Annotated in this window: 17 protein-coding genes; 8 read left to right on the top strand and 9 right to left on the bottom strand. The window is 68.5% G+C overall.

Annotated elements, in window-relative coordinates; genetic code table 11:
• Positions 1–39: 39 nt before the first annotated feature.
• From arfB to recC, 4 genes are read right to left on the bottom strand one after another with little or no spacing between them, the layout of a single operon-like run.
• Positions 40–444 carry an alternative ribosome rescue aminoacyl-tRNA hydrolase ArfB gene (arfB, locus tag WI26_RS05615; protein WP_044848015.1) on the bottom strand — a complete coding sequence of 135 codons (405 nt, stop codon included), beginning with the start codon at positions 442–444 and terminating at the stop codon, positions 40–42.
• Positions 441–2,711, bottom strand: coding sequence for an AAA family ATPase (locus tag WI26_RS05610; RefSeq protein ID WP_069225407.1), 2,271 nt, complete (start codon positions 2,709–2,711; stop codon positions 441–443). Before WI26_RS05610 ends, arfB begins: the two co-directional genes overlap by 4 nt.
• Positions 2,708–6,412: an exodeoxyribonuclease V subunit beta gene (gene recB / locus WI26_RS05605; protein ID WP_069225406.1), complete on the bottom strand. Its 3,705-nt coding sequence runs from the start codon at positions 6,410–6,412 to the stop codon at positions 2,708–2,710. The genes WI26_RS05610 and recB overlap by 4 nt, the downstream gene beginning before the upstream one ends.
• Positions 6,409–9,747 (bottom strand): exodeoxyribonuclease V subunit gamma, encoded by a 3,339-nt coding sequence (recC, locus tag WI26_RS05600; RefSeq protein ID WP_069225405.1) that lies wholly within the window; start codon positions 9,745–9,747, stop codon positions 6,409–6,411. Before recC ends, recB begins: the two co-directional genes overlap by 4 nt.
• 181 nt (positions 9,748–9,928) lie before the next feature.
• Between recC and WI26_RS05595 the strand changes: the two genes are divergently transcribed.
• Both WI26_RS05595 and WI26_RS05590 read left to right on the top strand, forming a co-directional pair.
• Positions 9,929–12,217 carry an FUSC family protein gene (locus WI26_RS05595; protein ID WP_069225404.1) on the top strand — a complete coding sequence of 763 codons (2,289 nt, stop codon included), beginning with the start codon at positions 9,929–9,931 and terminating at the stop codon, positions 12,215–12,217.
• 298 nt (positions 12,218–12,515) lie between these two features.
• On the top strand, positions 12,516–13,883 hold the full coding sequence (locus WI26_RS05590) for an amino acid permease (RefSeq protein WP_059465529.1): 1,368 nt from the start codon (positions 12,516–12,518) through the stop codon (positions 13,881–13,883).
• A gap of 159 nt (positions 13,884–14,042) precedes the next feature.
• On the opposite strand, the gene WI26_RS32120 is transcribed toward WI26_RS05590, so the two are convergent.
• Complete coding sequence (locus WI26_RS32120; RefSeq protein ID WP_006476417.1) at positions 14,043–14,204, bottom strand: hypothetical protein; 162 nt, start codon at positions 14,202–14,204, stop codon at positions 14,043–14,045.
• Positions 14,205–14,445: 241 nt separating this feature from the next.
• Here WI26_RS32120 and WI26_RS05585 point away from each other — a divergent pair, with 241 nt between their 5' ends.
• From WI26_RS05585 to WI26_RS05575, 3 genes are read left to right on the top strand one after another with little or no spacing between them, the layout of a single operon-like run.
• A complete protein-coding gene (locus WI26_RS05585; protein WP_069225403.1) occupies positions 14,446–15,489 on the top strand; it encodes a Fe(3+) ABC transporter substrate-binding protein in 1,044 nt (347 codons plus the stop codon).
• Positions 15,479–17,155 carry an ABC transporter permease gene (locus tag WI26_RS05580; RefSeq protein WP_069225402.1) on the top strand — a complete coding sequence of 559 codons (1,677 nt, stop codon included), beginning with the start codon at positions 15,479–15,481 and terminating at the stop codon, positions 17,153–17,155. Before WI26_RS05585 ends, WI26_RS05580 begins: the two co-directional genes overlap by 11 nt.
• A gap of 4 nt (positions 17,156–17,159) precedes the next feature.
• Positions 17,160–17,933, top strand: a complete 774-nt coding sequence (locus WI26_RS05575; protein WP_069225401.1) for an ABC transporter ATP-binding protein — start codon at positions 17,160–17,162, stop codon at positions 17,931–17,933.
• Positions 17,934–18,009: 76 nt separating this feature from the next.
• Here WI26_RS05575 and WI26_RS05570 read toward each other — a convergent pair whose 3' ends face one another.
• The 4 genes from WI26_RS05570 to WI26_RS05555 all read right to left on the bottom strand — a co-directional run bounded on the left by WI26_RS05570 (position 18,010) and on the right by WI26_RS05555 (position 20,527).
• The gene (locus WI26_RS05570; protein WP_006754321.1) at positions 18,010–18,480 is read right to left on the bottom strand and encodes an Lrp/AsnC family transcriptional regulator; all 471 of its coding nucleotides are present in this window, start codon (positions 18,478–18,480) and stop codon (positions 18,010–18,012) included.
• Between the two features lie 287 nt (positions 18,481–18,767).
• Positions 18,768–19,409: an NAD(P)-dependent oxidoreductase gene (locus WI26_RS05565; protein WP_069225400.1), complete on the bottom strand. Its 642-nt coding sequence runs from the start codon at positions 19,407–19,409 to the stop codon at positions 18,768–18,770.
• A 136-nt stretch (positions 19,410–19,545) separates the two neighbouring features.
• Entirely contained in the window at positions 19,546–20,001 is a 456-nt protein-coding gene (locus WI26_RS05560; RefSeq protein ID WP_059449432.1) for an Rrf2 family transcriptional regulator, read from the bottom strand.
• 97 nt (positions 20,002–20,098) lie between these two features.
• Entirely contained in the window at positions 20,099–20,527 is a 429-nt protein-coding gene (locus WI26_RS05555) for a hypothetical protein (protein ID WP_059508712.1), read from the bottom strand.
• Between the two features lie 193 nt (positions 20,528–20,720).
• Here WI26_RS05555 and WI26_RS05550 point away from each other — a divergent pair, with 193 nt between their 5' ends.
• The 3 genes from WI26_RS05550 to WI26_RS05540 all read left to right on the top strand — a co-directional run bounded on the left by WI26_RS05550 (position 20,721) and on the right by WI26_RS05540 (position 24,644).
• Entirely contained in the window at positions 20,721–21,056 is a 336-nt protein-coding gene (locus WI26_RS05550) for a hypothetical protein (protein WP_059465523.1), read from the top strand.
• A gap of 242 nt (positions 21,057–21,298) precedes the next feature.
• The gene (locus WI26_RS05545) at positions 21,299–22,492 is read left to right on the top strand and encodes an ammonium transporter (RefSeq protein ID WP_059465522.1); all 1,194 of its coding nucleotides are present in this window, start codon (positions 21,299–21,301) and stop codon (positions 22,490–22,492) included.
• Positions 22,493–22,685: 193 nt separating this feature from the next.
• Complete coding sequence (locus WI26_RS05540; RefSeq protein WP_069225399.1) at positions 22,686–24,644, top strand: PhoX family protein; 1,959 nt, start codon at positions 22,686–22,688, stop codon at positions 24,642–24,644.
• Positions 24,645–24,690 lie beyond the last annotated feature (46 nt).

The following is a 24,690-nucleotide window of genomic DNA, read 5'->3' as shown; positions in this document are numbered from 1 at the left end:
CGACTGCGCTCGCGATGCCGGCCAGTCGGCCTTCTTTCGTCAGTCGATCACCTTCCCTCTTCCGGACTTCACCACGCTGCGGCGCGACTTGTGTTCGAGCCGCCGCTCCTTCGATGCGCGTGTCGGCCGCGTCGCGACCCGCGCCCGCGGCGTGAACGCGACACTGCCGATCAACGCATCGAGTCGCGCGAGTGCTGCCTCGCGGTTTTTCTCCTGGGTGCGGTATTCCTGTGACTTGATCACGACGATGCCGTCGCGCGTGATGCGCTGGTCGGACAGCGCGAGGAGCCGTTCCTTGATGACCGGCGGCAGCGACGACGCGCGGATGTCGAAACGCAGGTGAATCGCGCTCGACACCTTGTTGACGTTCTGGCCGCCGGCGCCCTGCGCGCGCACGGCGGTCCATTCGACTTCGGCCGGATCGAGCGTGTAGCGGATCATCATCGTGACGTCTCCTTGCGGCGCCGTGCGAGCGCCTCGTCGACGCGGGCCGCAAGGCCCGAATCGCGTTGCGTACGTGTCGCGACCGCCTGCACCAGCACGCGCCGCGGGCCGATCACCTGCACGCGCGTGCGCGCACGCGTGACGGCGGTGTAGACGAGCTCGCGCGTGAGCACGCGGCCGAACGACGCCGGCAGCACGAGCGCGGCCTCATCGAATTCGGAGCCCTGCGATTTGTGGACGGTCAGTGCGAACGCCGTTTCGTGCGGCGGCAGCGCCGCGGGCGACACGGCGCGCGCGGTGCCGTCCGCGCGGCGGAACCATACGCGCAGCACGCCGTGCGCGTCCGGCAACGCGATGCCGATGTCGCCGTTGAACAGGCCGAGCGCGTAGTCGTTGCGCGTCACCATGATCGGCCGTCCGGTGAACCAGTGTGCGCCGACCGCGAGCGGCACGCGCGCGGCATGCCGCACGTGCGTGGCCACCAGCGCATTGACGTGCTCGGCGCCGCGTGATCCTGTGCGCGTCGCGCACAGGATCCGGAAGCGGTTGAGCGCATCGAACAAAGGCAACGGATCGGGCACCGGCTCGGACAACGCGGCACGCAACGCATCGAGGTATGCCTCGAACCGGCGCGCGAGCCGTTCGACCGTCGACGCCGCGAGCGTCTCGCCCGCATCGTCGTGAAACGACGCGGCAGCGGCGTCGTCGGCCGGCAATGCATCGAGCGTGCCCTGCACGTCGCCGCGGCGGATCGTGAGCGACAAGCGGCCGATCGGCGAATCGAGACCGAAACGGTAATTGCGCTCGAGCCACACGACGCAGTCCGCGAGCGGTGCGGGCGCGGGCGACGCGGCGGCGATTTCGTCGGCTCGCGTGGCGTCGATCGGCGCGACCGCCGGATCGGACGGATCGAGCGGCGCGAGCTCGACGGCGTCGAGCCACGCGAGTTCGTCGGCCTCGATCCATGCCGGATCGGTGGCCGCGGACGCGCTATCGAGGTCGACCGGTTCAGGTGACGACGAAGCAGTCGGGGAAACCACTTCTGCCGAAGGGCCGTCGTCGAACAGCGACGCCTGGCGCGTATCCACATTGCGCCGCGCCGATGGCTTGCGCGCAGCACTCGCCGACAACGGCGCGAATGCCTGGGTCCGGGCCGGGGCTTGAGCCGCACCAGCAACCGCGCCCGTGGCCTCGCCGTCCGGCACCGGCAAAGCAGCAACGAAAGCCGCTTCGTCGATCCCGAGCGCCTCCGCGATGCGCGTGCGCGCAGCGGCGGTAAACGTCGGTCGCGCGCTGAGTTCGGCAAACACGGCGCCGGCTTCGACCGCGGCCAGCTGATCCTTGTCGCCGAGCAGCACGAGCCGTGCGCCCGGCGCGAGCGCATCGAGCAGATGCGCGGCGAGCGCAACGTCGATCATCGACGCCTCGTCGACCACGATCAGGTCGTAAGGCAATGGATTGTCGCGATGATGGCGAAAACCCGCGGCACCGCCGCCGCCCAGCAGGCGATGCAGCGTATACGACGTGTCGGGCAGGCGCGCGGCAAGTTCCGGCGGCAGGTCACCTGCCCGCGCGTGCAGCGCTTCCTGCATCCGCTGCGCGGCCTTGCCGGTCGGCGCCGCCAGCGCGATGCGCAACCCCGGATGTGCGTCGAGCAGACAAGCCAGCACGCCGACGACTGTCGTCGTCTTGCCGGTGCCGGGGCCGCCGCTGACGATCGTCACGCGCCCTGTCAGCGCAACGATCGCCGCAACGCGCTGCCAGTCCACTTCGCCCGTCGCGGGCCCGAAATAACGCGCGAGACTGTCGCGCAACCGGTCGGGCGACAGCACGTCGCCCGGTGCGGCGACGCCAGCCTGCGCGACGAGCGCATCGGCGAGCCGTCGTTCATAGTCGAAATAGCGCGACAGATACAGATGGTCGTGCCGGTCGACGATCAGCGGCCGCTCGTCGCCGCGCGCGAGCGTGCCGAACGCCACCACACCGCTTGCGGCAAGTGCCGCGCGCACGTCGTCGACCGGTTCCTCGTAGCGCTGCGCGAGCGCGCCGAGCGACACGCATACATGGCCGCCCGCGGTCGCCCGGCTCGTCGCGAACGCGGCGCGCGCCGCCCAGCGCGCAGCCGCGGCCGGCGCCCCCGCACGGCGCGACAGGTCGCCGATGCGTCGCGCGAATCCTTCCGCGAGCGCGATACCGAAATCCGCCGGCTCGGGCAGCCGCGCGACGAGGCCGCCGGTAAATTCGAGCGTATCGTCGGACACGTTCATGCGCGGCCCCCTTCCATCATTCGGTCGAGCGCGTCGACGAGTTCGCGCGCGGGCCGCCGCGCATGCACGCCGGCCGGTTCGCCGGCACTGCGCCAGTCCGGCCGCACGCCGCGCACGAACAGGTACAGGTAACCCGCGATATGCGTGTCGTAGTCGTAGTCGGGCAGCCGCCCGCGCAAATAGCGATGCAGCGCAACCGTATAGAGCAGCGCCTGCAGGTGATATGCATGATCGGCCATCGCGACGTCGAGCGCGCGCGGGCCGTAAGCGTCCGGCGTATTGCCGAGATGGTTCGACTTCCAGTCGACGATCCAGAAGCGGCCATCGTGTTCGACGATCATGTCGATGAAACCCTTGATGAAGCCGGCGAGCGTGCCCGCGTCCAGTGCGACGTCCGGATAGCCGTGCGCGACCAGCAGCCGGCGCAGCGCGCCCAGCTCGAGCGACGGCGCCGGGAACAGGAAACCCATTTCGTCGAGCCGTTTGGCGGGATCGAGATCCGCAAGCCGCATGCCCGGCACGAGCTCCGTGCGCACGACATCGTCGACGAGCCGCGCCATCATCGCCGGCAGGCGCTTCGCGAGTTCGGGCTCTGCCTCGACTGGCCGGTCATGCAGCGCGCCGAGCGCCGCCTGGTGCCACGAATCAGGCTCGGTGAAGCGGCTGAGTTCGAACAGGCGATGCAGACACTCGCCCGCCGCCGCACCGCGCGGAAACACGAGAATGTCGTCGTCCGGCGGCTCGACCGTGACCGTGTCGCTCACCGCAAGCGCGCCGTCCGGCAGCACGGCAGCAAGCGCATCGTGATCGGGCCGCAGTTCGTCGTCCGGCACGACCGCGACGCCCGCCTCCTCGCGCGCCATCGATGCGGTCAGCGAACTGAAGCTCGCCATCCGCCACGCGTCGCGCAGCACGCGCGTCGCATGGCGTGCGGCGAACGTCTGCGATGCATCATGGCCAGCCGCCAGCCGCTCACGGCGCGCCGGCACCGGCAACGGTGCAACGCTCACGGGCCCGCCTGCGAGTGCTTGCCACGCAGCGTCGAGCGCCGCTTCGTCGGGCGGCTCGTCGAGCCACGCGTCGAACGACTGGCCGGCCCCGGCCGCGAGCCAGTTCAGCACGCTGCGCCGCGCCTCGCGAGTCGAGCGAGACGACAGATAAGGCCCGGCGACGAGATAGCACCGATAGACCGCGCGCGTGAGCGCCACGTAGACGAGCCGCGCGCGTTCCGCCGCCTGCTCGCGCAACGCCTGGCGCGCGGCATGCTCGGCGGCAGCGTCGTCGCACCCGTAATGCAGCACGGCGTCGCCCGCATCGTCGTGATACTCGCGCGCGTCGGGCAGCGCCGACGCGGGCGGCTCGCGCAGCCCGCCGTCGTTCAGGAACGGACAGAACACGACCGCGTATTCCAGGCCCTTCGACTTGTGCACGGTCACGATCTGCACGAGGTTGCGATCGGATTCAAGACGCAACTGCGCTTCCTCGCCGCCGCCGTCGAGCCGTTGCGCGGCGAGCCAGCGCAGCGTCGGCGCAATGCCCGGCTGCGCCGACGCGCGCGCCTGCGTCAGTTCGGCCAGATGGTTGATGTCGGTCACACGGCGTTCGCCGTCCACGCCGGCCATCAGCCGCTCGGCGATCCGCAGCTCGCGCGTGAACGTGCGCCACATCACCGCGAAGCCACGTTCGCGCCACAACAGCCGATAGCGCGAGAAGCGCTCGACCCAGCTCATCGCGTCCGCACTGTCGGCCGCAGCGCGCGACGCATCGCCGTCGCCCTGCTCCATCCGCCACAGCGCCTGCGCATCGAGGCCGAACCAGTCGGCGGCCAGCGCCGCACGCAAGCGTCGCAGATCGCCAGGCGCATCGATCGCCGCGAGCACGCGCTCGAGCTGCTCGGCATCGCCGGTCGAAAACACGGACGCCTGCGCAAGCTCGACGCTGCCGATGCCCCACGTGGCCAGCACGCGTTTCACGAGGCTCCCCTGCCGGTGCGTCTGTACGAGCACCGCGATGTCGCCCGGCGACAGCGGCGTATCGCCGAGCCGCACATGTCCTTCGCGCGCGCCGCGCATCAGCCGGGCAATCTCGGCCGCGCACGCCTGGGCGGCCTGGGCCTGCGCGTCGCGCTTGAGCAGCGTGCCGTCGCCACCCGGCAGCGCCCAGATCCGGAAATCGCCTGACGGTCGCGGATCGGTCTCGTCGATGAACGGTGCACGCACGCGCGTGCCGGCCCGTACCGCGTAGTAGTCGAGCCCGTCGAGCACGAACGCGCGCGGGTTCGACATGAAGAAGCGGTTGCACGCATCGACGATCGCCGGCGTCGAGCGCTGGTTGACCGCGAGCGTATAGCACGCGCTCGCACTTGCCCGCGCGGCGAGATACGTATGCAGATCCGCCGCGCGGAAGCTGTAGATGGCCTGCTTCGGATCGCCGACGAGAAAGAGCGGGCCGCCCGGCGCGAAGATCCGGTTGAAGATCGCGAACTGCAGCGGATCGGTATCCTGGAATTCGTCGATCAGCGCGGCCGGATAGCGCGCGCGCAGCGTCTCCGCGAGCCACGGATGCGCATGCAGCGCGTGATACAGGTTCGCGAGCAGATCGTCGAACGACACGACGCGGCGCGTACGCTTGCGTTCGGCCAGCTCGACCGGTGCGGTGTCGAGCCAGTCGGCGACCAGCGCGAGCCAGCGGGCGCGCTGCGTGGCCTCGACGGCGGCCACCGCCGCTTCGAGCGCGTCGGCCACGTCGAAGAACGGGTGTTCGGGGGTCGCGCCGCCCTTTTTCGTCGCCTTCGCGAGCGCGGTGCGCGTGAGCTTGAGCGCCGCCTTCGGTAGCGCGGCCGCGGGGTTGCCTTGCCCGAAATGCGCGGACCACGCACCGAGCGCATCGGCGAGCGCGTCCGGCTTGTGCGAACGCTGATTGAGCACGGGCTGCGCGGTGCGCAGCAACGCGTCGATCGCATCCTGCTCGTCGGCCCACATCCGCGCGGCCTCCGCGAAGCATTCGACGGCAGCGGCCTCCGCCGATTCATCCGGTTCGACGGCACCGTCCCAGCGCAGCGCGGCGAGCGGCTTCTTCAACCGCCGCGCGAGCTGGGCGTCGAGCGCAGCTGGGCCCGCGCCCGAATCGACCAGCCACGTCGCGAAGCCGGGCCAGCGCGCGGCCATGGGCTCGACGCGCGTGCGCCAGAAGTCCGCCGCGAGCTCGAAGCGCAGTGCCGCGTCGTCGGCCTGCATGTCGAACGCGAACGGCATCGCGGCCGCGAACGGCGCTTCCTGCAGCGCACGCTGGCAGAATGCGTGGATCGTGTGGATCGCCGCCTGGTCGAATGCGCGCAGCGCACGCCGGATTCGCTTCGCGGCGGTGTCCGGGTCGAGCGCACCGGCTTCGCCGAGCGTCGTCTCGAGCAGGCGCGCGACGAATGGATCGCCGCCGTCGTCACCGGTATCGAGCGCATGCGCGAGTTGCGCCAGCCGACCGCGGATCCGCTCGTGCAGCTCCGCCGTGGCCGCCTTCGTGAAAGTCACGACGAGGATTTCGTCCGCGCCGAGATCCTTCTCCAGCAGCAGGCGCACGTACAGCGCGCAGATGTTCCACGTCTTGCCGGTACCGGCCGACGCCTCGATCTGGTTGACGCCATCGAGCGGGCACGCGAACACGTCGAGTTCGAGCGCCGCCTGCGGCTGGGATGCGGCGCTCATGCGACCTCCTTCAGATGCTCCAGCATCGGCTCGAACACGAGCCGCGCGAGTGTGCCGAACGGCTCGTCGAGCGACGGATTCGCACCGCGCCATGCGATCGCGATCGCCGGATCGTCGGCTTCGCTCACCACGCGCTCGTTGATCCAGACGCTCGCGGCCTTCGCCTCGCCGTCGGACACGCGCGCCCACGCGCTGCGCGGGAAGAATCGCAGCGGCATGCGCCGCCCCGCACGAAACAGCGCGGCGAGCGGCGCCAAGCGCTCGAGCGGTGCCGCGACCGGCGTGAGTTCGAATGCGCCGCCGCTGCCGAACCACAGCGTGCGGCGCGGACCGTCGGGCTCCACCGCGCAATAGACGAGGTGCGCGAGCCACGCGGACAGGTAATCGCGCGCGCTCGGCCGTGCATAGCGATAGATGACCTGGCCCGCCGGCGTCAGCCGGTTCAGCGTGCCGTGCAACTCGAGCGGCGCATGCACCGCATCGCGCGACAGCGTCGCATCATCGGCACCGAACAGCGCCTGTTCGATGTCGGGCCATGCCGGTGCGATCGCGAGCGTGAACGGCCGTCGTTCCATGCCGTCGGCCAGCGCACGCCGCACGTTCGACGCAAGCTGCGTCATCGAGCCAAGCGCCTGGTCGCGCCAGACGGCGCCCGTTGCACCGCCCGGCAGTTCCGGGCTGGCGTCCGCGATGCGCAACGCGTGATCGTGCACGCCGCCTTCATCCGATTCGATCAGCAGCGGCAGCACGCGCTCGGCGAGCGCGTCGCTGCCTGCGAAGTCGAGTGCGAACGGCTCCGTGTCGAGCAGTTCGGCCTGCGCGTCGGAAAGCACGATGCCGAGCCGCGCTCGCAGCAGCGCGCGGGCCGGATGCCGCCAGAACCGTTCGAATTCGCTGAACGCGACGGGTTCGACTGGCTCGGCCGGCAGCGGCTGCGCGAAGAACGGCTGCTCGCGCGTCGCATCGCGCGCGGCTTCGGCTGCCAGCAGCGACGCGAGCGTCGCGCGCTCGGCATCGTACGAAACCAGTTCGCTGCCGGGCCGGAAATACTCGGCCGCGAACGGTTGCAGCGGATGTTCGACGATGAACGCGCGCCGTGCGGCATCGACCGCATCCGGTGGGGCGTCCTCGCCGGCCGTGACGAGCGCGAGATGGTCGAGCAGTTCGTCGACGAGCGCCGCGGGCGGCAACGGCGCGTTGTCGCGAATGCTGCGCCCCGTATAGGCAATCAGCAGCCGGTCGCGCGCGGCGAGCAGCAGGTCGAGAAACAGGTTGCGTTCGTCGTCGCGGCGTTGCCGGTCGCCGAGCTTCGGCAGCACGGCCATCAGGTCGAACTCGTCCGCGCGAGCCAGGCTTGGCAGCACGCCGTCGTCCATGCCGAGCAGGCATACGACGCGGTATGGCAGCCCGCGCAGGCTCGTCAGCGACGAGAACGTGACGCCGCCCCATGGCACCCCGCCGCGCGCCGGATCGTCGAGCGCGGCCGCCAGCCCCGCGCGTACGACGGCCGCCGGCAACGCCTCGTCGGACGCGCCTTCCGTCATCGCGGCAAGCATCGCGTCGAGCGCGTCCCGTACGCCCGAAAGCGCATCGGCATACGCGGCACCGGAGTCGAAGAACCGCGCGAGCGTGTCGGCGAACAGTTCGCTCCATCCGCGCGGCGTGTGCGCATCAGCGAGCCGTCGCGAGAAGCCGTCGAGATCGTCCGTGAAGCGCGCCAGCCGACCGAGCAGTTCGGCCTCGCTGCCGGTCGCCGCCTCGATCGGCAGCCACGCGCCGACCGGTGCCGCGCCTTCGGGCATCGCATAGCCGAGGAAGAGTCGCGCGAGCGCATCGGAAAACGTATGGCGCGGCGCAGGCACGGCCGCATCGTCGCTCACCGTCGGCGACAGCCCGCGCCGCGCGCCGGCGGCCGCGAGCCAGGTCTGAACCGTCTCGAGCGCGGTCGCATCGATGCCGTAACGGGCGGCCACCGCGTCGACGCGCAGCCATTCGACCAACTCGGGCGCGCCGACCTGCCGTTCCGGCAACGCGAGCCACTCGAGCAGCACGCGCGCGACCGGGTTCGCCTGCGACGGCGGCAGGCCGGTGATCCGGTAAGGCACGCGCGCGCCGCCGGCGCCCGCCGTGCCGAACACGGCATCGATCAGCGGCCCGGCCGCCGCGAGATCGGCGACCGCCACCAGCACATCGGACGGCTGCAGCGACGCGTCCGCGTCAAACCACGCGAGCAGGCGGTCATGCAGCACCTCGAGCTGGCGCGCGAGGCTATGGCACACGTGCACCTCGATCCCGCGCTCGGCCGGCGCTTCGCCGAGCTCGGCCTCCGGTTGAAGGTCGAGGATCGCGTTCTGCACGCGCGCGAGCCAGGTCGGCGCGGGATTCGCGACGAAACGCGACGCATCGCCTGACGCGGCGTTTTCGGTCAGTTCGTGCAGCATGTGCAGTTGCGCCTGCGTCTGCCGGCCCCACTCCGCGAGCAGCGGATGGCCGACTTCCTGATAGTCGAGCCGGCCGGCCGCGTCGAGTGCCTCGGCATGCGCGGCGGTGACGATGTCGAACCAGAATTCGCGGCACGGATTGAGTGCATAGACGCGCACGTCGATCCAGCGCGACAGCTCGCGCAGCAGCGCGACGTGCAGCGGCGGCATCGTCGGCAGCGCGAACACGCTGACCGATTCCGGCCAGTCGGCACGCGCGACGGTTTCGAGATCGAGGTTGCGCGCCTCCACGAGGAAGCGATGCGCGGGTGGCGTGCCGCTGTCGCTCAGCTCCGCGAGCAGCGCGCGCCACAGCGCCGCCTGCCAGTGCTCGTCGTCACGTGCGGCATCGCTGATTCCGCGCGGCGCGGCGTCGCCCGCGAGCACCGACTCGCCGGCCTGCCAGGCGGCCAGCCATTCGGGCCGATAGGTCAGGTAATGATCGAGCACGGCCGCGACGCGTTGCGCGAGCTCGTAGCGCATCGCATCGTCGGACGCGGACAGATACGCGGCCAGCCGCGGCGACGCAAGCCACGGCGCGCCGCCCGCGCCCTGCGCGAACAGCCGGTAGCAACGCCACACAAGGCGATCGGGCGCGAACGGCGAGCGCGCCGGTACCGTCAGCACGCGGCCGATCTGCGCCCATAGCCACTGCGCGAGATACGTGAACTCGACGTTCGCGCACACGCCGTGGCGCGCGGCGATATCGAGTTCCAGACGGCGGCGCAGCGCAGCGCTCGGCACGATGACCTGTTGCGGCGCCCACGGGCCATTGCGGGCCGGGAACGCGGCCAGGTCGTCGAGCAGCGCGTCGGCCAGCGTTTCGTGACGGTTCGAATAGAAGAGATGGAGCATGAAGCGGGTGTCGGAGCATCGCGCCGGACAGGCCGGGCGAACAGGAGCACCAAGGATAGCAAATGGGCCGTCGCGGCGGCCCTCTTCCGAAAGGCCAGGTTTTGCGGACCGCGAAATACGATAGACTCGTCGCCAGTCAATACGCCGCCCCGGGCGTCTTCGTCTGTCATTCAGCTCATCGATGCGCTATTCGGTCGAAATCAGAAAGTTTTTCTACAGCCAGTACTTTTTCGGCGGCCTGCGGATCGCGGTCGGCGTGTCGCTGCCGGCCGTGCTGTGCCTGATCGTGTTTCACAACCGGGAGCTCGGCTTCACGATCTCGACCGGCGCGCTCGGTGCGTGCGTCGTCGACATGCCCGGCCCGCTGAAGTACAAGCACAACGAAATGCTTGCGTGCAGCGTGATCGGCTTCCTGGCCGCGCTCGCGACCGGCCTCGCCACACCGAACATCTTCGCGCTGTGGCTGACGATCGTGCCACTCACGTTCGTGCTGTCGCTGATCGTCGTCTACGGCAACCGCTGGCCGCAGATCAGCTTCGCGACGCTGTTCATGATGGTGATGACGCTCGAGGAGAAGTTCACACCGCTGCAGGCGTTCGTCAATGCCGGCTGGATTCTCGCGGGCGGCCTCTGGTACACGTATTGGGCAACGCTCGTGTCGCAATGGCAGGCGCGCCGGATCGAACAGCAGGCGCTCGCCGAAAGCCTGTTCGCATGCGCCGACTATCTGCTCGCGCGTGCGCAGTTCTACGATCTCGATGCCGATCTCGACGAGTGCTATCGCAATCTCGTCGCGAAGCAGATCACCGCGGTCGAAACGCAGGAAACCGCGCGCGACATCGTGCTGCGCAACCTGCCGAAGCTGCGCCGCGGCAAGCTCGACCCCGGCCGCACGACGATGTACAACCTGTTCATCAACAGCGTCGACCTGCACGAGCTGTTCGTCGGCGCGCACACCGACTACCCGCTCGTGCGCAATACGTTCGGCGGCTCCGACCTGATCATTTTCTATCGCGATCTGATTCGCAAGGCTGCCCGCGACCTCGAGGAAATCGGCCTCGCGGTGCTCGAGAATCGCGCACCGCATTCGCGGATCAGCGTAAAGGCCGAACTGCGCGCGATCGAATACGAGATCGAGCTGATGCGCAAGAAGAACTTTCCGGCCACCAACGCGGAAGCCTACGCAGCCGTGCTCGCGACGTTCCGGCGCATCTGGAGCGCGACGCGCCTGATCGACCGGATGCGCCGCAACCTGTCGGGCCATGCCGACCCGCAGCAGACCGAACTGAAGATCGACAAGGCACTCACGCGTTTCCTGCAGCGGCGCCGGATGTCGCCACTCCTGATCTTCTCGAACCTGAACATGCGCTCGCCGAGCTTTCGTCACGCGCTGCGCGTGACGATCGCGGTCGCGGTCGGCTTCTGGCTCGGCCGGCTGCTGCCGCTCACAAACGCCTACTGGATCGTGATGACGACCATCATCATCCTGAAGCCCGGCTACTCGCTCACCAAGCAGCGCAACGCGCAGCGTATCGTCGGCACGATGATCGGCTGCGCGGCGAGCATTGCGCTGATCTACACGGTCAAGGAGCCGCCCCTGCTGATCGCGATCATGTTCGGGTCGATGGTGATGAGCTACAGCCTGTTGCTGTTCAACTACGCGGCGAGCGTCGTGTTCACGTCGTCCTACGTGCTGCTGATGTTCCACCTGCTCGCGCCGGGCAGCATGCGCATCATCGGCGAGCGCGCGATCGACACGGTGGTCGGCTGCATGATCGCGATCGCAGCGAGCCGCCTGTTCCCGTACTGGGAATACCGGCTGATGGGCAAGCTCGTCACCGACATGCTGACCTCGACCCGCAAGTATTTCGAGGCAGTGTGGCGCGCCGGGCGCGGCGTGCCGCCACCGGTGCCGGCCGCCGACGGCGCGGCGGTCGTGCCGGTCGTCGCCGCGGCGATCGAGACGCCGGCCACTGCCCTCGACGACGACTACCGCTACCGCCTCGCGCGCAAGGACGTGCACATTGCGTTCGCGAACCTCGGCCAGGCGTTCCAGCGGATGATGATCGAGCCAAAGGCGCACCAGCGCTTCGTGCCGGAGCTGAACGATCTGCTCGTGCAGACCCACGTGCTCGGTGCGCAGATCACCGCCGCCGCGCCGCTGATCCGCAGCGCATGCGCGGCCGACGAGAACCTCGTCCACGACGATGCGTTGCGCCGCGGCCTGTCCGCCGTGCTCGAGAATCTCGAGAAGGCGGAAGCCGGCGAGCCGCCGCCGGCCGACCAGCTCGACGCGACGAAGCAACTCACCCGCGACCTCGACGCGATGGTCGTGTCCGCGGAAAAATCCGACGCGGTGGGCGCCGAGCTCACGCACGACCTGAAGGTGCTCGCGCACCAGTGCAAGCAGATGCTCGCGTCGTCACTGCTGATCCGCAAGGACGCGAGCGTCATCCGCCTGCCCGCATGACGCGATGAAGTCAATCCGCCGCCGGCCTCCCCGCGCATACAAGCGGGCCGGCCGGCAGCGCTCCCCGCTCCCGCAACACCCTCCCGAAGCATGACCCGCACGCCCGATACGGCCCGCGCGCCTGCCGCGCGATGGCCCCACCTCCGATTGCGCCGGTTGCGCCAGTCAGGGAATACCCGATTCCGGTCACATGGTCCGGCTTGTTATCATTCCGCCACGCTCAAGTTGTATAGACAACTTGAGCCAACCGGGCCGGCCCCGCTCGCCCGGTCCGTCGCATAACGATATCGGAGACTCGATGAAGAACTTGCAGCGCCATCTGAGCGCGCGGCACATCCGCTTTCTCGCGCTGGGCTCGGCGATCGGCACCGGCCTGTTCTACGGCTCGGCGTCCGCGATCCAGCTCGCGGGCCCGGCGGTGATCCTGGCCTATATTCTGGGCGGCGCGGCTGTCTACATGGTGATGCGCGCACTGGGCGAGATGGCCGTGCGCGAGCCCGTCGCCGGCTCGTTCGGCCACTACGCGACCGAAAATCTCGGCCCGTTCGCGGGCTTCGTCACCGGCTGGACCTACACGCTCGAAATGGTGATCGTCGCGATTGCCGACATCACCGCGTTCGGCATCTACATGGGCTTCTGGTTTCCGGATGTCCCTCAATGGATCTGGGTACTCGGCGTCGTCGCGGTCATCTGCGGGCTGAATCTGTGCCATGTGAAGGTGTTCGGCGAGCTCGAGTTCTGGCTGTCGATCATCAAGGTCGGCGCGATCGTCGCGATGATCGGCGGCGGCATCGCGATCCTGCTGACCGGCATGCATTTCGGCCATTCGGCCGACGTGCCGACGTTCGCGAACCTGTGGAACCATGGCGGCTTCTTCCCGAACGGGATCGGCGGTCTGATCGCGTCGCTGTCGGTCGTGATCTTCGCGTACGGCGGCATCGAGGTGATCGGGATGAGCGCCGGCGAGGCAAAGGATCCGGAGCGCGTGATTCCGCGCGCCATCAACGCGGTGCCCGCGCGCATCCTGTTGTTCTACGTGCTGACGATGATCGTGCTGATGTCGATCAGCCCGTGGACCGGCGTCGGCAGCGACGGCAGCCCGTTCGTGCAGATCTTCTCGGCGCTCGGCGTGAAGTCGGCGGCGACCATTCTCAACCTCGTGGTGATCAGCGCGGCAATCTCGGCGATCAACAGCGACATATTCGGCGCGGGGCGGATGATGTTCGGAATGGCGCGGCAGGGTCAGGCGCCGCGCGTGCTGATGACGACGTCGCGGCACGGCGTGCCATGGGTCACGGTGCTCGTGATGGCCGGCGCGCTGCTGGTCGGCGTGCTGCTCAACTACCTGATGCCGAAAGACGTATTCCTGGTGGTCGCGGCGATCGCGACGTTCGCGACCGTGTGGGTGTGGCTGATGATCCTGCTGTCGCAGGTCGCGATGCGCCGTCGCCTGTCGCGCGCGGAAGTCGCGGCATTGAAGTTCAAGGTGCCGCTGTGGCCCGTCGCACCTGCGCTGACGATCGCGTTCATGAGTTTCGTGATCGTGATGCTCGGCTGGTTCGAAGATACGCGCGTCGCGCTATACGTCGGCGCGGCATGGCTCGTGCTGCTCGCGGTCGTGTTCTACGCACGAATCCGCCCGAAGTTTGCGCCTGCGTCACGTTGACGCACGGCTGACCTTTCCACGCGGCGCGCCGGCTTCGGCGCCCGCGTCCGTCCCGGCGCGGCGCCCGGCGCCGCCCACCGCTCCCACTCCTCCTGCCGTTGCTGCGCATCGTTGGCGGCCCGATCGGGCCGCGCAGCGATCGCGGCATTCGCGCTTGGGTCAGTGCGACGCGGCGCTCGCGGCCTCGGCCGGATGGGCCTCGTCGTACGCGTGCTTCTGCGAGATCGCGTTATACAGAATCGTCCCGATCACGAGCAGCACGGCCACGACGATCAGGATGCTCACGTTGCGGACAGGGTTCTTCTTGCGCTGATCGTTCATGGTCGGTGCGGCTCCGTCGAATTCGTTGAAGCGGGCATTCTACGCGCTTGCGTCCGCGCTGCGGCGCCCTGGTTGCGCGCCCTTCCTCCACCTTCCTCCTCGCCTTCCACAACCTTTCATTTGATAATCATTCCCATTCCGATCTAGAATCCGAAATCTTTCGTTTTGTAATGTTTCGGGTTGCTCGGGCGGCAGGCACGCCCCGGAACGCTTTTTCGTCGCCTGCCTCATCGGAGTCTCCATGTCGAATCCGCGCACCCGCCTGCTGCCGCTCGCCGGCGCCCTCGCCCTTGCCGCCGCCGCATTCGCGCCACTAGCCCACGCGGCCGAGGAAGTAAGCCTGTACACCACGCGCGAACCGAAGCTGATCCAGCCGCTGATCGACGCGTTCACGAAACAGAGCGGCGTCAAGGTCAACACGGTGTTCGTGAAGGACGGCCTGCTCGAGCGCGTGAAGGCGGAAGGCGCGCAATCGCCGGCCGACGTGCTGATGACGGTCGACATCGGCAACCTGCTGGACCTGGTCGACGGCGGGCTCGCGCAGCCGGTGCGCTCGAAGGTGCTCGACGATGCGATTCCCGCGAACCTGCGCGGCGCGCAAGGCGACTGGTACGCGCTGTCGCTGCGCGACCGCGTGCTGTACGTGGAGAAGGACCTGAAGGTCGACGCGTTCCGCTACGAGGATCTCGCCGATCCGAAATGGAAGGGCAAGGTCTGCATCCGCTCGGGGCAGCATCCGTACAACACGGCATTCGTCGCGGCGATGATCGCGCACGACGGCGAAGCCGCGACCGAAAAGTGGCTGCGCGGCGTGAAGACGAATCTCGCCCGCAAGGCGACGGGCGGCGACCGCGACGTCGCGCGCGACATTCTCGGCGGCATCTGCGACGTCGGTCTTGCCAACGCGTACTACGTCGGTCACATGAAGAACGCGGAGCCCGGCACCGATGCGCGCAAGTGGGGCGACGCGATCAAGGTCGTGCGGCCGACGTTCGCGAACGCGAAAAGCGGTGGCACGCACGTAAACATCAGCGGCGCGGCGATCGCGAAGCACGCGCCGCACAAGGCCAACGCGGTGAAGCTGCTCGAGTACCTCGTGTCGCCGGAAGCGCAGGCGCTGTATGCGCAGGCGAACTACGAATATCCGGTGCGCGCGAACGTGAAGCTCGATCCGGTGATCGCGAGTTTCGGCACGCTGAAGATCGACCCGCTGCCGCTGACCGACATCGCGAAGCACCGCAAGGCGGCCAGCCAGCTCGTCGACAAGGTCGGCTTTGACAACTGACGCATCGTTCGTCCGCGCGCGCCGCCGGCCGCTCCGATCGCGCGCGGGCGTCCTCTGGCTGGGCGCGGCCGTCGCGATCGCCGCGGCGGTCGCGGCGCCGCTCGCGGTGCTGGTCGCAGCGTCGTTCGGCGCCGATCTCGCGCACTGGAAGCATCTCGCCGAGTTCGTGCTGCCGCAGGCGCTCGTCAACACGCTGCTGTTGCTCGCGGGCGTCGGCGCGATCGTCACGGTGCTCGGCACGGGTTGCGCGTGGCTCGTCACCGCGTACGATTTTCCCGGCCGACGGATGCTGACCTGGGCGCTGCTCCTGCCGCTCGCAGTGCCCACCTATATCGTCGCGTTCGCGTACCTCGACCTGCTCCATCCGATCGGCCCCGTGCAGGGCGCGATCCGCTGGCTGCTCGGCTTCGACAGCCCGCGCCAGTTCCGCCTGCCCGACCTGCGCTCGCTGCCCGGTGCAATCTTCGTGCTCGGCTTCGTGCTGTATCCGTACGTGTACCTGAGCACGCGCGCGATGTTCGTCACGCAGTCCGCGAGCCTGCTCGAAGCCGCGCGCACGCTCGGCGCGGGACGCATCGCGACGTTCTGGCGCGTCGTCGTGCCGCTCGCGCGGCCCGCGATCGCGGTCGGCGTGAGCCTTGCGCTGCTCGAAACGCTGAACGACATCGGCGCATCGGAATTCCTCGGTGTGCAGACGCTGACCGTGTCGGTCTACACGACATGGATCACGCGCTCCGATCTCGCCGGCGCCGCGCAGATCGCGCTCGCGATGCTCGCGATCGTCGTCGGCATGATCGTGCTCGAACGCTACGGGCGCCGCCGCCAGCGCTACGCGCACGGCCGGCGCATGCGTCCGCTCGCACCGCGCAAGCTGACGGGCGCCGCGGCGTGGAGCGCCACCGCGCTCGGCGGGTTGCCGGTGCTGCTCGGCTTCGGCGCGCCGGCGGCGTACCTCGCGGTCGAGACCGGCAAGCGGCTGCATTTCGTCGGCGGCGTATCCGCTCAATTGATGACCGGGCTCGCGAACACGCTGACGATCGCCGCCGCCGCAACCGTGGCGACACTCGCATGCGGGCTCGTCGTCGCGTGGGCGGCGCGCGCGCGGCGCGACAGCGCGCGTGCGGGCCCGGCCCGCGTATGCGCGCGAATCGCGAGCCTCGGCTACGCGGTGCCGGGCACCGTGCTGGCGATCGGCCTGCTGGTCCCGTTCGCGGCGGCCGACCGGCTGCTGGGCGCGGCGCTCGGCCGCGACGGGCTGGTGCTGATGGGGTCGGCAGCCGCGCTCGTGATCGCATACACCGTGCGCTTTCTCGCGATCTCCGCCGGCAGCATCGAAGCCGGCCTTGCGCGCATTCCGCCGTCGCTGGAACACGCCGCGCGCTCGCTCGGCGAGACGGCCGGCGGCACGCTGCGCCGCGTGCACCTGCCGCTGCTGCGGCCCGCGCTCACGACGAGCGCACTGCTCGTGTTCGTCGACGCGATGAAGGAGCTGCCGGCGACGCTGCTGCTGCGCCCGCTGAATTTCGACACGCTCGCGACCTGGCTATATGCGGAGGCCGCGCGCGGCACCTATGAGGAAGGCGCGGTCGCCGCGCTCGCGATCGTGCTGGCCGGGCTCGTGCCCGTGATCCTGCTCGCGCGCACTCGTCACAAGATCGGAGCCTGACACCGTGAACCTGCTCGAACTCGACGACCTCTGCGTCGCCTATGACACGCCGCACGGCCGCCGCACGGCGGTCGACGGACTGAGCCTCGCGCTGCCGCGCGGCGACATCGGTTGCCTGCTCGGTGCATCGGGCTGCGGCAAGACTACCGTGCTGCGCGCGATCGCGGGCTTCGAACCCGTGCGCATGGGACGCATCGTGCTGGACGGCACGCCCGTCGCGGCGCCGTCGCTCGACGTGCCGCCCGAGCGGCGGCGCATCGGGATGATGTTCCAGGACTATGCGCTGTTCCCGCACCTGAATGCGGCCGACAACGTCGCGTTCGGCCTGCGACGGATGCCGAAGGTCGAGCGACGCGCGCGCGTCGCCGACATGCTCGAGCTCGTCGGACTCGCCGCTTCCGGCAGCGCGTATCCGCACGAACTGTCGGGCGGCCAGCAGCAGCGCGTCGCCCTCGCCCGCGCGCTCGCGCCGTCACCGGAGCTGCTGCTGCTCGACGAGCCGTTCTCGAATCTCGACGTCGATACACGCGAGCGTCTCGCGTTCGAGCTGCGCGACATCCTGAAGCGCACGGGTCACACCGCGATCCTCGTCACGCACAACCAGGCCGAAGCGTTCGCGATCGCCGACCGGATCGGCGTGATGAAGGACGGCCGACTCGCGCAATGGGATACGCCTTACGCGCTGCACCACCATCCGGCCAGCCCGTTCGTCGCGGAGTTCGTGCGCCGCGACGCGCTGGCGGACGAACGCGCACGCGCGCTGTCGCGCGGCCGCTGACGAGGCGACAACGGCACGTATCGGCAGCGCACACGCGTATCACCTGCGCACCAACGCGATCCATCGCCATCCCGCGCTAGGCCGGCTCGGACAGATCGCGCACCGGCAACGCAGTCGAATACTTGATCTGCTCCATCGCAAACGACGAGCTCACGTCGAACAACGGCACCGCGCGGATCAGTTGCTTGTACACGCGATCGTAATCGTCGATGCCGGCCACCACGACGCGCAGCAGATAGTCGGTCTCGCCGCTCATCCGGTAGACCTCGACGACTTCCGGCATGTCGCGCACGGCCTGCGTGAAGCGCTGCGCCCACTCCTCCGTATGCTGGTTGGTGCGGATCGCGACGAACACCGTCGTGCCGACACCGAGCTTGCGCGGATCGCACAGCGCGACCTGCGCGCGGATCGCGCCGGTTTCCTTGAGCCGCTGCACGCGCTTCCAGCACGGCGTCTGCGACAGGTTCACGCGCTGCGCGAGCTCCGCGATCGGCAATGTGGCATCTGCCTGCAACAGCTCCAGCAGTTTGCGATCGATGGCATCCATTTACCCAGTCCCTCGTAGATAGAAATTTTTTCTATACATCCTGCATGACGGGGAACAATATGGAAACCGCTGCGCGGCGTCGACCGGGATAAATACCAATCGGGCACGGAACGATCCGCGCCACGCACGCGTCCGGAGCGCGGCAGTCCATCGATCATCGGCTCACCAGACGAAACAGGCGATTCCACCCGTCGAGGTGGAATCGCCTGAAGTCATTACGGCTGCGCCGCCTGCCAGTCGCTAACGGCGAGATACGGCACGTATGCGCCGCCTTGCCGTGAGAGCGATCAATACGCGACCGTCGCGATCTCGCGCACGAAGCCGTGCTGCTCGAGCGCATCGACGAACGCCACCGCGTAGTCTTCCGCCGAGATCCTGCTGTTGCCCTCTGCGTCCGCGATCAGCTTGCCCGCGCCCGTGCGGAACGTGCCCGTGCGCTCGCCCGGCGCGATCAGAGCCGCCGGCGCGAAGAACGTCCAGTCGAGATCGGTGACCGTTTTCAGATAATCGAGCGCATCGCGGTGCGCGAGCGCGACCGCCTTGTACGCGTCCGGGAAACCTTCGGTGTCGACCAACTGCTTGCCCGGCCCGACTTCGAGCGAACCGGCGCCGCCCACCACCACGAGCCGCTTCAAGCCCGCCTGGCGTGTGCTTTCCACCAGCGCCTTCGCCGCGGCGACGATCTTCGCGGGCTCTTCCTGCTTCGGGCTGTACGCACTCGCGACGACGTCGTGGCCCGGCAGCGCGGCCGCGATGCTGGCCGCATCGAACAGGTCCGCCGCCTTCGCGGTGATGCCGTCGCCGGCCGCGCCCGGGTGGCGCGACAGCGCGGTCACGCGATGGCCGCGGCGCACGGCTTCCGCGGCGATGCGCGAGCCGATCATCCCGGTGGCGCCGAACAGTGCGATGTTCAAGATACGTTGCGTCATGTCGATTCTCCAAAAATAAAAAGTAACTTCGGCGATTACATATAAGGCCAAAAAAAACGGAGCACCGCTCCGTCGTGCCGGTCGCCGCGCGTGCGCGCCGCCCGGCCTCCTGCCCTGCTTCATCCGCTACCCGCGATCAGCCTCCCGTGCTGCCCGCCGGCCGGCTGCGCTGCTCCGATTCGAGCACGTCGGCCGTGACGTCCGCGAGCGTGCGCGTCGCAAGCGATGCTTCCATCGCGCGCTGCGCGTCACCGATATAGTCGATCAGCACGCCCTGGATGTGCCGCCCGACGAGACACGCGGGATTCGGCGCCTCGCGATGCAGCGCAAACAACTGCGCATCGTCGACCGCACGATACACGTCGAGCAGCGTGATCTCGCCGGGCTCGCGCGCCAGCAGCGCGCCTCCGCCCGCGCCGAGCTGCGACGTGGTCAGCCCCGCGGCGGCGAGCATCGACAGCAGACGGCGAATCAGCGCCGGATTCGTGTTCACGCTACCCGCGATGATGTCGGACGACAGCGGCGCACCTTCCTGCATCGACAGCAGGGCAAGCACATGAACGGCAAACGCGAACCGGCTGCTGGTATTCATTCCTCACTCACTCGATGACGCCGGCCCGAACGGCAGCCGGCGACAATGTGTAACCACTATAATTACATTTCGCGGATTTCGCAAGGGCCCCTGACTCTTACTCGCCGCTGGCCGGCTTTGCACCCGACGCGTTCTGCTGGCTCCACTGCTGCAGCTTCTTGCCGGCTTCCGCCATTTTCGCGCCGGCTTCCGATGCGGCATGCGCGACGACGGCTGAAGCGGCCGCATCGATCTGCGCCTGCGCGGCGGACGCGAGGCCGCTCGCGGACAGCGGCGGCACCGCCGAGGCCGCGCTCGCGATGCCGGCCTTCGCGGCATTGATCTGCTGGTTGACGGTGCTTGCCACCTGGTCGAGCGCCTTGGCCGCGCTGTTCGCGGCATCGGCGGCCGCGCTCGCGGCCGTATCGGGTTGCGTGGCCGGCGTGCCGGATTTCTCGCAGCCTGCGAGCAACAGCACCGCACCGACGGCCGCGGCCGCCAGCATGGACCCAGGTACGCGACGCGCCGGCCGAATCTTCATCTTCATCAGCGATCTCCGGCCGTGCGCCGCACGGCCTGAATGGTTGAACCAGCGTCGATGATACCGCCTGTGGAACAAGGCCAATGACGACTCGTGATTAAAAATGCCTTTCAATTTCGGATTTGTCTGATTCAATCGCACGCGTGCCGAAGCTAAAGTGGGCAGGCTTCAGTCCGCTCCGTCTGCTTCCCGTTCCTTCATGGCTTTCCTCATTGACTGGTTCATCGCGCTGGCCGCCGCGCTCGCCGCCACCCTGTTCCTGTGCCTTCGCTCGCCGTCCGCGCCGCGCCTGCGCGCCGCCGGGCGCCCGCGCCGCGTGGCGTGCGCACGCCTGCTCGCCCAGGCGGTGATCGGTTTCTGGACGGCCGCGCTGATCGTCGCGCAAGGCATCCTTGGCCCCGACGGCGACGGCCAGTCGCACGCGGGCTTCGCCGCGCTCGCATTTGCCGCGCTCGGGCTCACCACCGTCGCGACCTACTGGTGCGTCTGCGCGCTACGGCTGCGACGCTCGCGCGTGCTGTTCCCTCGCCGCTGACGCGCCAGACCGGTGCATCACGGCGCACCACGCCGCGCATCGCACGCACCACACCTGCACGCACCGCACCATGCGCGTGCAATCAGCACGGCTTCGCGCCATATTCGGGTTGCCCCGCCACCGTGCACGCATCGTCGGCATGCCGCACCACGCGGCCTTCCGCACCACTTGCACGCACTCGTTCACCAAGTTGGCTCGATATTTGCATTCCTTGCCCGTTTTTTGCGCAAGGAAGCCACGGCATGGATGGTCTGAAATCCGGCGTCGACTCACTGTTCCTGTTGATCGGCGCCGTCATGGTGCTCGCGATGCACGCGGGCTTTGCATTTCTCGAGCTCGGCACGGTCCGCAAGAAGAACCAGGTCAACGCACTCGTGAAGATCCTGGTCGACTTCTCGGTGTCGACGCTCGCGTACTTCTTCATCGGCTACACGATCGCGTACGGCGTCGAGTTCTTCGACGACATCGGCACGCTGTCGCAGCACAGCGGCTACGCGCTCGTGCGCTTCTTCTTCCTGCTGACGTTCGCGGCGGCCATTCCCGCGATCGTGTCCGGCGGGATCGCCGAGCGCGCGAAATTCAACCCGCAGCTCGTCGCGACGCTGATCATCGTCGGCTTCATCTATCCGTTCTTCGAAGGGATCGCATGGAACGAGCGCTTTGGCGTGCAGGGCTGGCTCACGCACGCGTTCGGCGCGCCGTTCCACGATTTCGCGGGCTCGGTCGTCGTGCATGCGTTCGGCGGCTGGGTCGCGCTGCCGGCCGTGCTGCTGCTCGGCGCACGGCACGGCCGCTATGCGAAGGACGGCCGGATCGCCGCGCACCCGCCGTCGAACATCCCGTTCCTCGCGCTCGGCGCGTGGGTGCTCGCGGTCGGCTGGTTCGGCTTCAACGTGATGAGCGCGCAAACGCTCGACAAGATCAGCGGCTTGGTCGCCGTGAACTCGCTGATGGCGATGGTCGGCGGCACGCTCGCCGCGTGGATGGCCGGCCGCAACGATCCGGGCTTCACCTACAACGGCCCGCTCGCGGGGCTCGTCGCGGTCTGCGCGGGCTCCGACGTGATGCACCCGATCGGTGCGCTCGTCACCGGGGCGGCCGCCGGCGCATTGTTCGTCGCGATGTTCACCTGCGTGCAGAACAAGTGGCGCATCGACGACGTGCTCGGCGTGTGGCCGCTGCACGGGATGTGCGGCGCGCTCGGCGGCATTGCGGCCGGCGTGTTCGGGCAACCCGCCCTCGGCGGCCTCGGCGGCGTGTCGTTCGTATCGCAACTCATCGGCACGCTCGGCGGCATCGCGATCGCCACCGCGGGCGGCACGCTCGTGTACGGCGCGCTGAAGGCGACCGTCGGCCTTCGCCTCGAACGCGAAGCCGAGTTCGACGGCGCCGACCTGTCGATCCACCGCATCTCGGCGACGCCCGAGCGCGACTGAGCGCAAATACGTGTCCAACCGGCGTCCGGCAGCCCGCCTGTCGGATAGCCGGCGCATCATTACGTTTTCAATTCAAAAAACTTTCATCGAGCGTCCCTAAACTTCGGTCCAGTTTTCAACTTGCCTTCGTCGTGCTTGCTGATCGCCTGCATCGCGCAAGGCCATTCTTCCAACATTCGAAACTGGACTCCACATGCCCGCGTTGCCCAATGCTTCCCGTCGTCAGGCCTTGAAGATCCTTGCCGGCGCGCCCATGCTGCCCCTCTCCGGCCTCGCGCTGCCGGCCCTGCTGACGGGCTGCGGCGGCGACGACAATCCGGCGGCGACGCCGGCCGCCGCCGCATACACGTCGGCCGCGTTCTCGGCCATGGCCGCGCCCACGCTCGACAACGCGGCCGCGATGGCCACGACGACGGTCGGCTCGACGCTATCGGTGTCGTTCTCGGACGGCTCGTCGCGCAACTTCAAGCTCGCGTATCGCCCGTTCTTCGTGACGGGCGACATGGTGCCGGACGGCAAGGGCGGCACGACGCTCGCGGGCGGCTACTACGACATCAACAACCAGCCGATCATCGATCGCTCGGTGGCGGGCAAGGAGCGCCAGTTCTATTCGGACTGCCCGGACGGCAGTTCGCTGCTGACGCTGAAGAACGCGAACGTGGCCGGCGTGAAGGGCAACACGGTATTCGCGGTCGTTCAGTTCGAATACACGACGCGCGACCAGGCGAGCGCGTCGCAGTACGGCCAGTTGCCATCGCCGATCGCGGTAATCACTCTCGACCAGGATCCGGCGAGCGGCGCGCTGAAGGTCGTCAAGTATCACAACGTCGATACGTCGAAGGCGCACGGCCTGTGGATCACGTGTGGCGCGAGCCTGTCGCCGTGGGGCACGCATCTGTCGAGCGAGGAATACGAGCCGGACGCGACGAAGGCCGCGACCGACGCGCAGTTCAAGGCATTCAGCAAGAACACGTTCGGCGACGAGACGACGGCGAACCCCTATCACTACGGCCACCTGCCCGAGATCACGGTGAACCCGGACGGCACCGGCTCGGTGAAGAAGCATTACTGCCTCGGCCGCATCTCGCACGAGCTGATCCAGGTGATGCCGGACCAGCGCACGGTGATGATGGGTGACGACGCCACCAACGGCGGCCTGTTCATGTTCGTCGCCGACAAGGCGGCCGACCTGTCGGCCGGCACGCTATACGTCGCGAAGTGGACGCAGACGTCGTCCGCCGGCGCGGGCAGCGCGACGCTCACGTGGATCCGCATCGGCCACGCGACGAGCAGCGAGATCGAGACGCTCGCGAACACGCTGAAGGCGTCGGACATCATGGACCTGACGACGACCGACCCGAACGACGCGAGCTACACGAAGATCCATTTCAGCGGCAAGTTCAACTGGATCCGCGTGAAGCCCGGGATGGAAAAGGCGGCTGCGTTCCTCGAGACGCACCGCTACGCGGCGCTGATCGGCAGCAGCATGGCGTTCACGAAGCTCGAAGGCACGACGGTCAACGCGAAGGACAAGATCGTCTACACGGCGATGTCGCGGATCGAGACGTCGATGGTCAAGGGCAATGCGGTGTCGCGCGACGTCGCGGTGGACAAGAAGATCGCCGCGGGCGCCGTCTACGCGCTGAACCTGAAGGCCGGCCAACGCGACACGTCGGGCGGCGCGATCGACAGCGAGTGGGTGCCCGTCGACATGAGCGCGCCGGCCGCGCTCGTCGGCGAGGACCTCGCCGCGGCCGATGCGCTCGGCAACCTCGCGAATCCGGACAAGATCGCGAACCCGGACAACCTGAAGTTCTCCGAGAAGCTGCGCACGCTCTTCATCGGCGAAGACTCGGGCATGCACGTGAACAACTTCCTGTGGGCGTACAACGTCGACACGAAGTCGCTCGTGCGCGTGCTGTCGTGCCCGGCCGGCGCCGAATCGACGGGTCTGCACGCGGTCGACGAGATCAACGGCTGGACGTACATCATGAGCAACTTCCAGCACGCGGGCGACTGGGAGTCGCCGCTGCACGACAAGGTCAAGCCGACGCTCGATCCGCTCGTGCGCGCGAACTACAAGGACCGCTTCGGCGCCAGCGTCGGCTACCTGACGGCCGAGCCGACCAGCATCAAGCTCGCGAAGGGCTGAGCTCACTGGCCCGGCGTCGGTGACCCCGGGCACCGCTTTCTTCTTC

Source organism: Burkholderia diffusa (genome assembly GCF_001718315.1).
GTDB classification, from domain to species: Bacteria; Pseudomonadota; Gammaproteobacteria; order Burkholderiales; family Burkholderiaceae; genus Burkholderia; species Burkholderia diffusa_B.
This window is presented reverse-complemented; position numbering and strand designations above follow the sequence as displayed.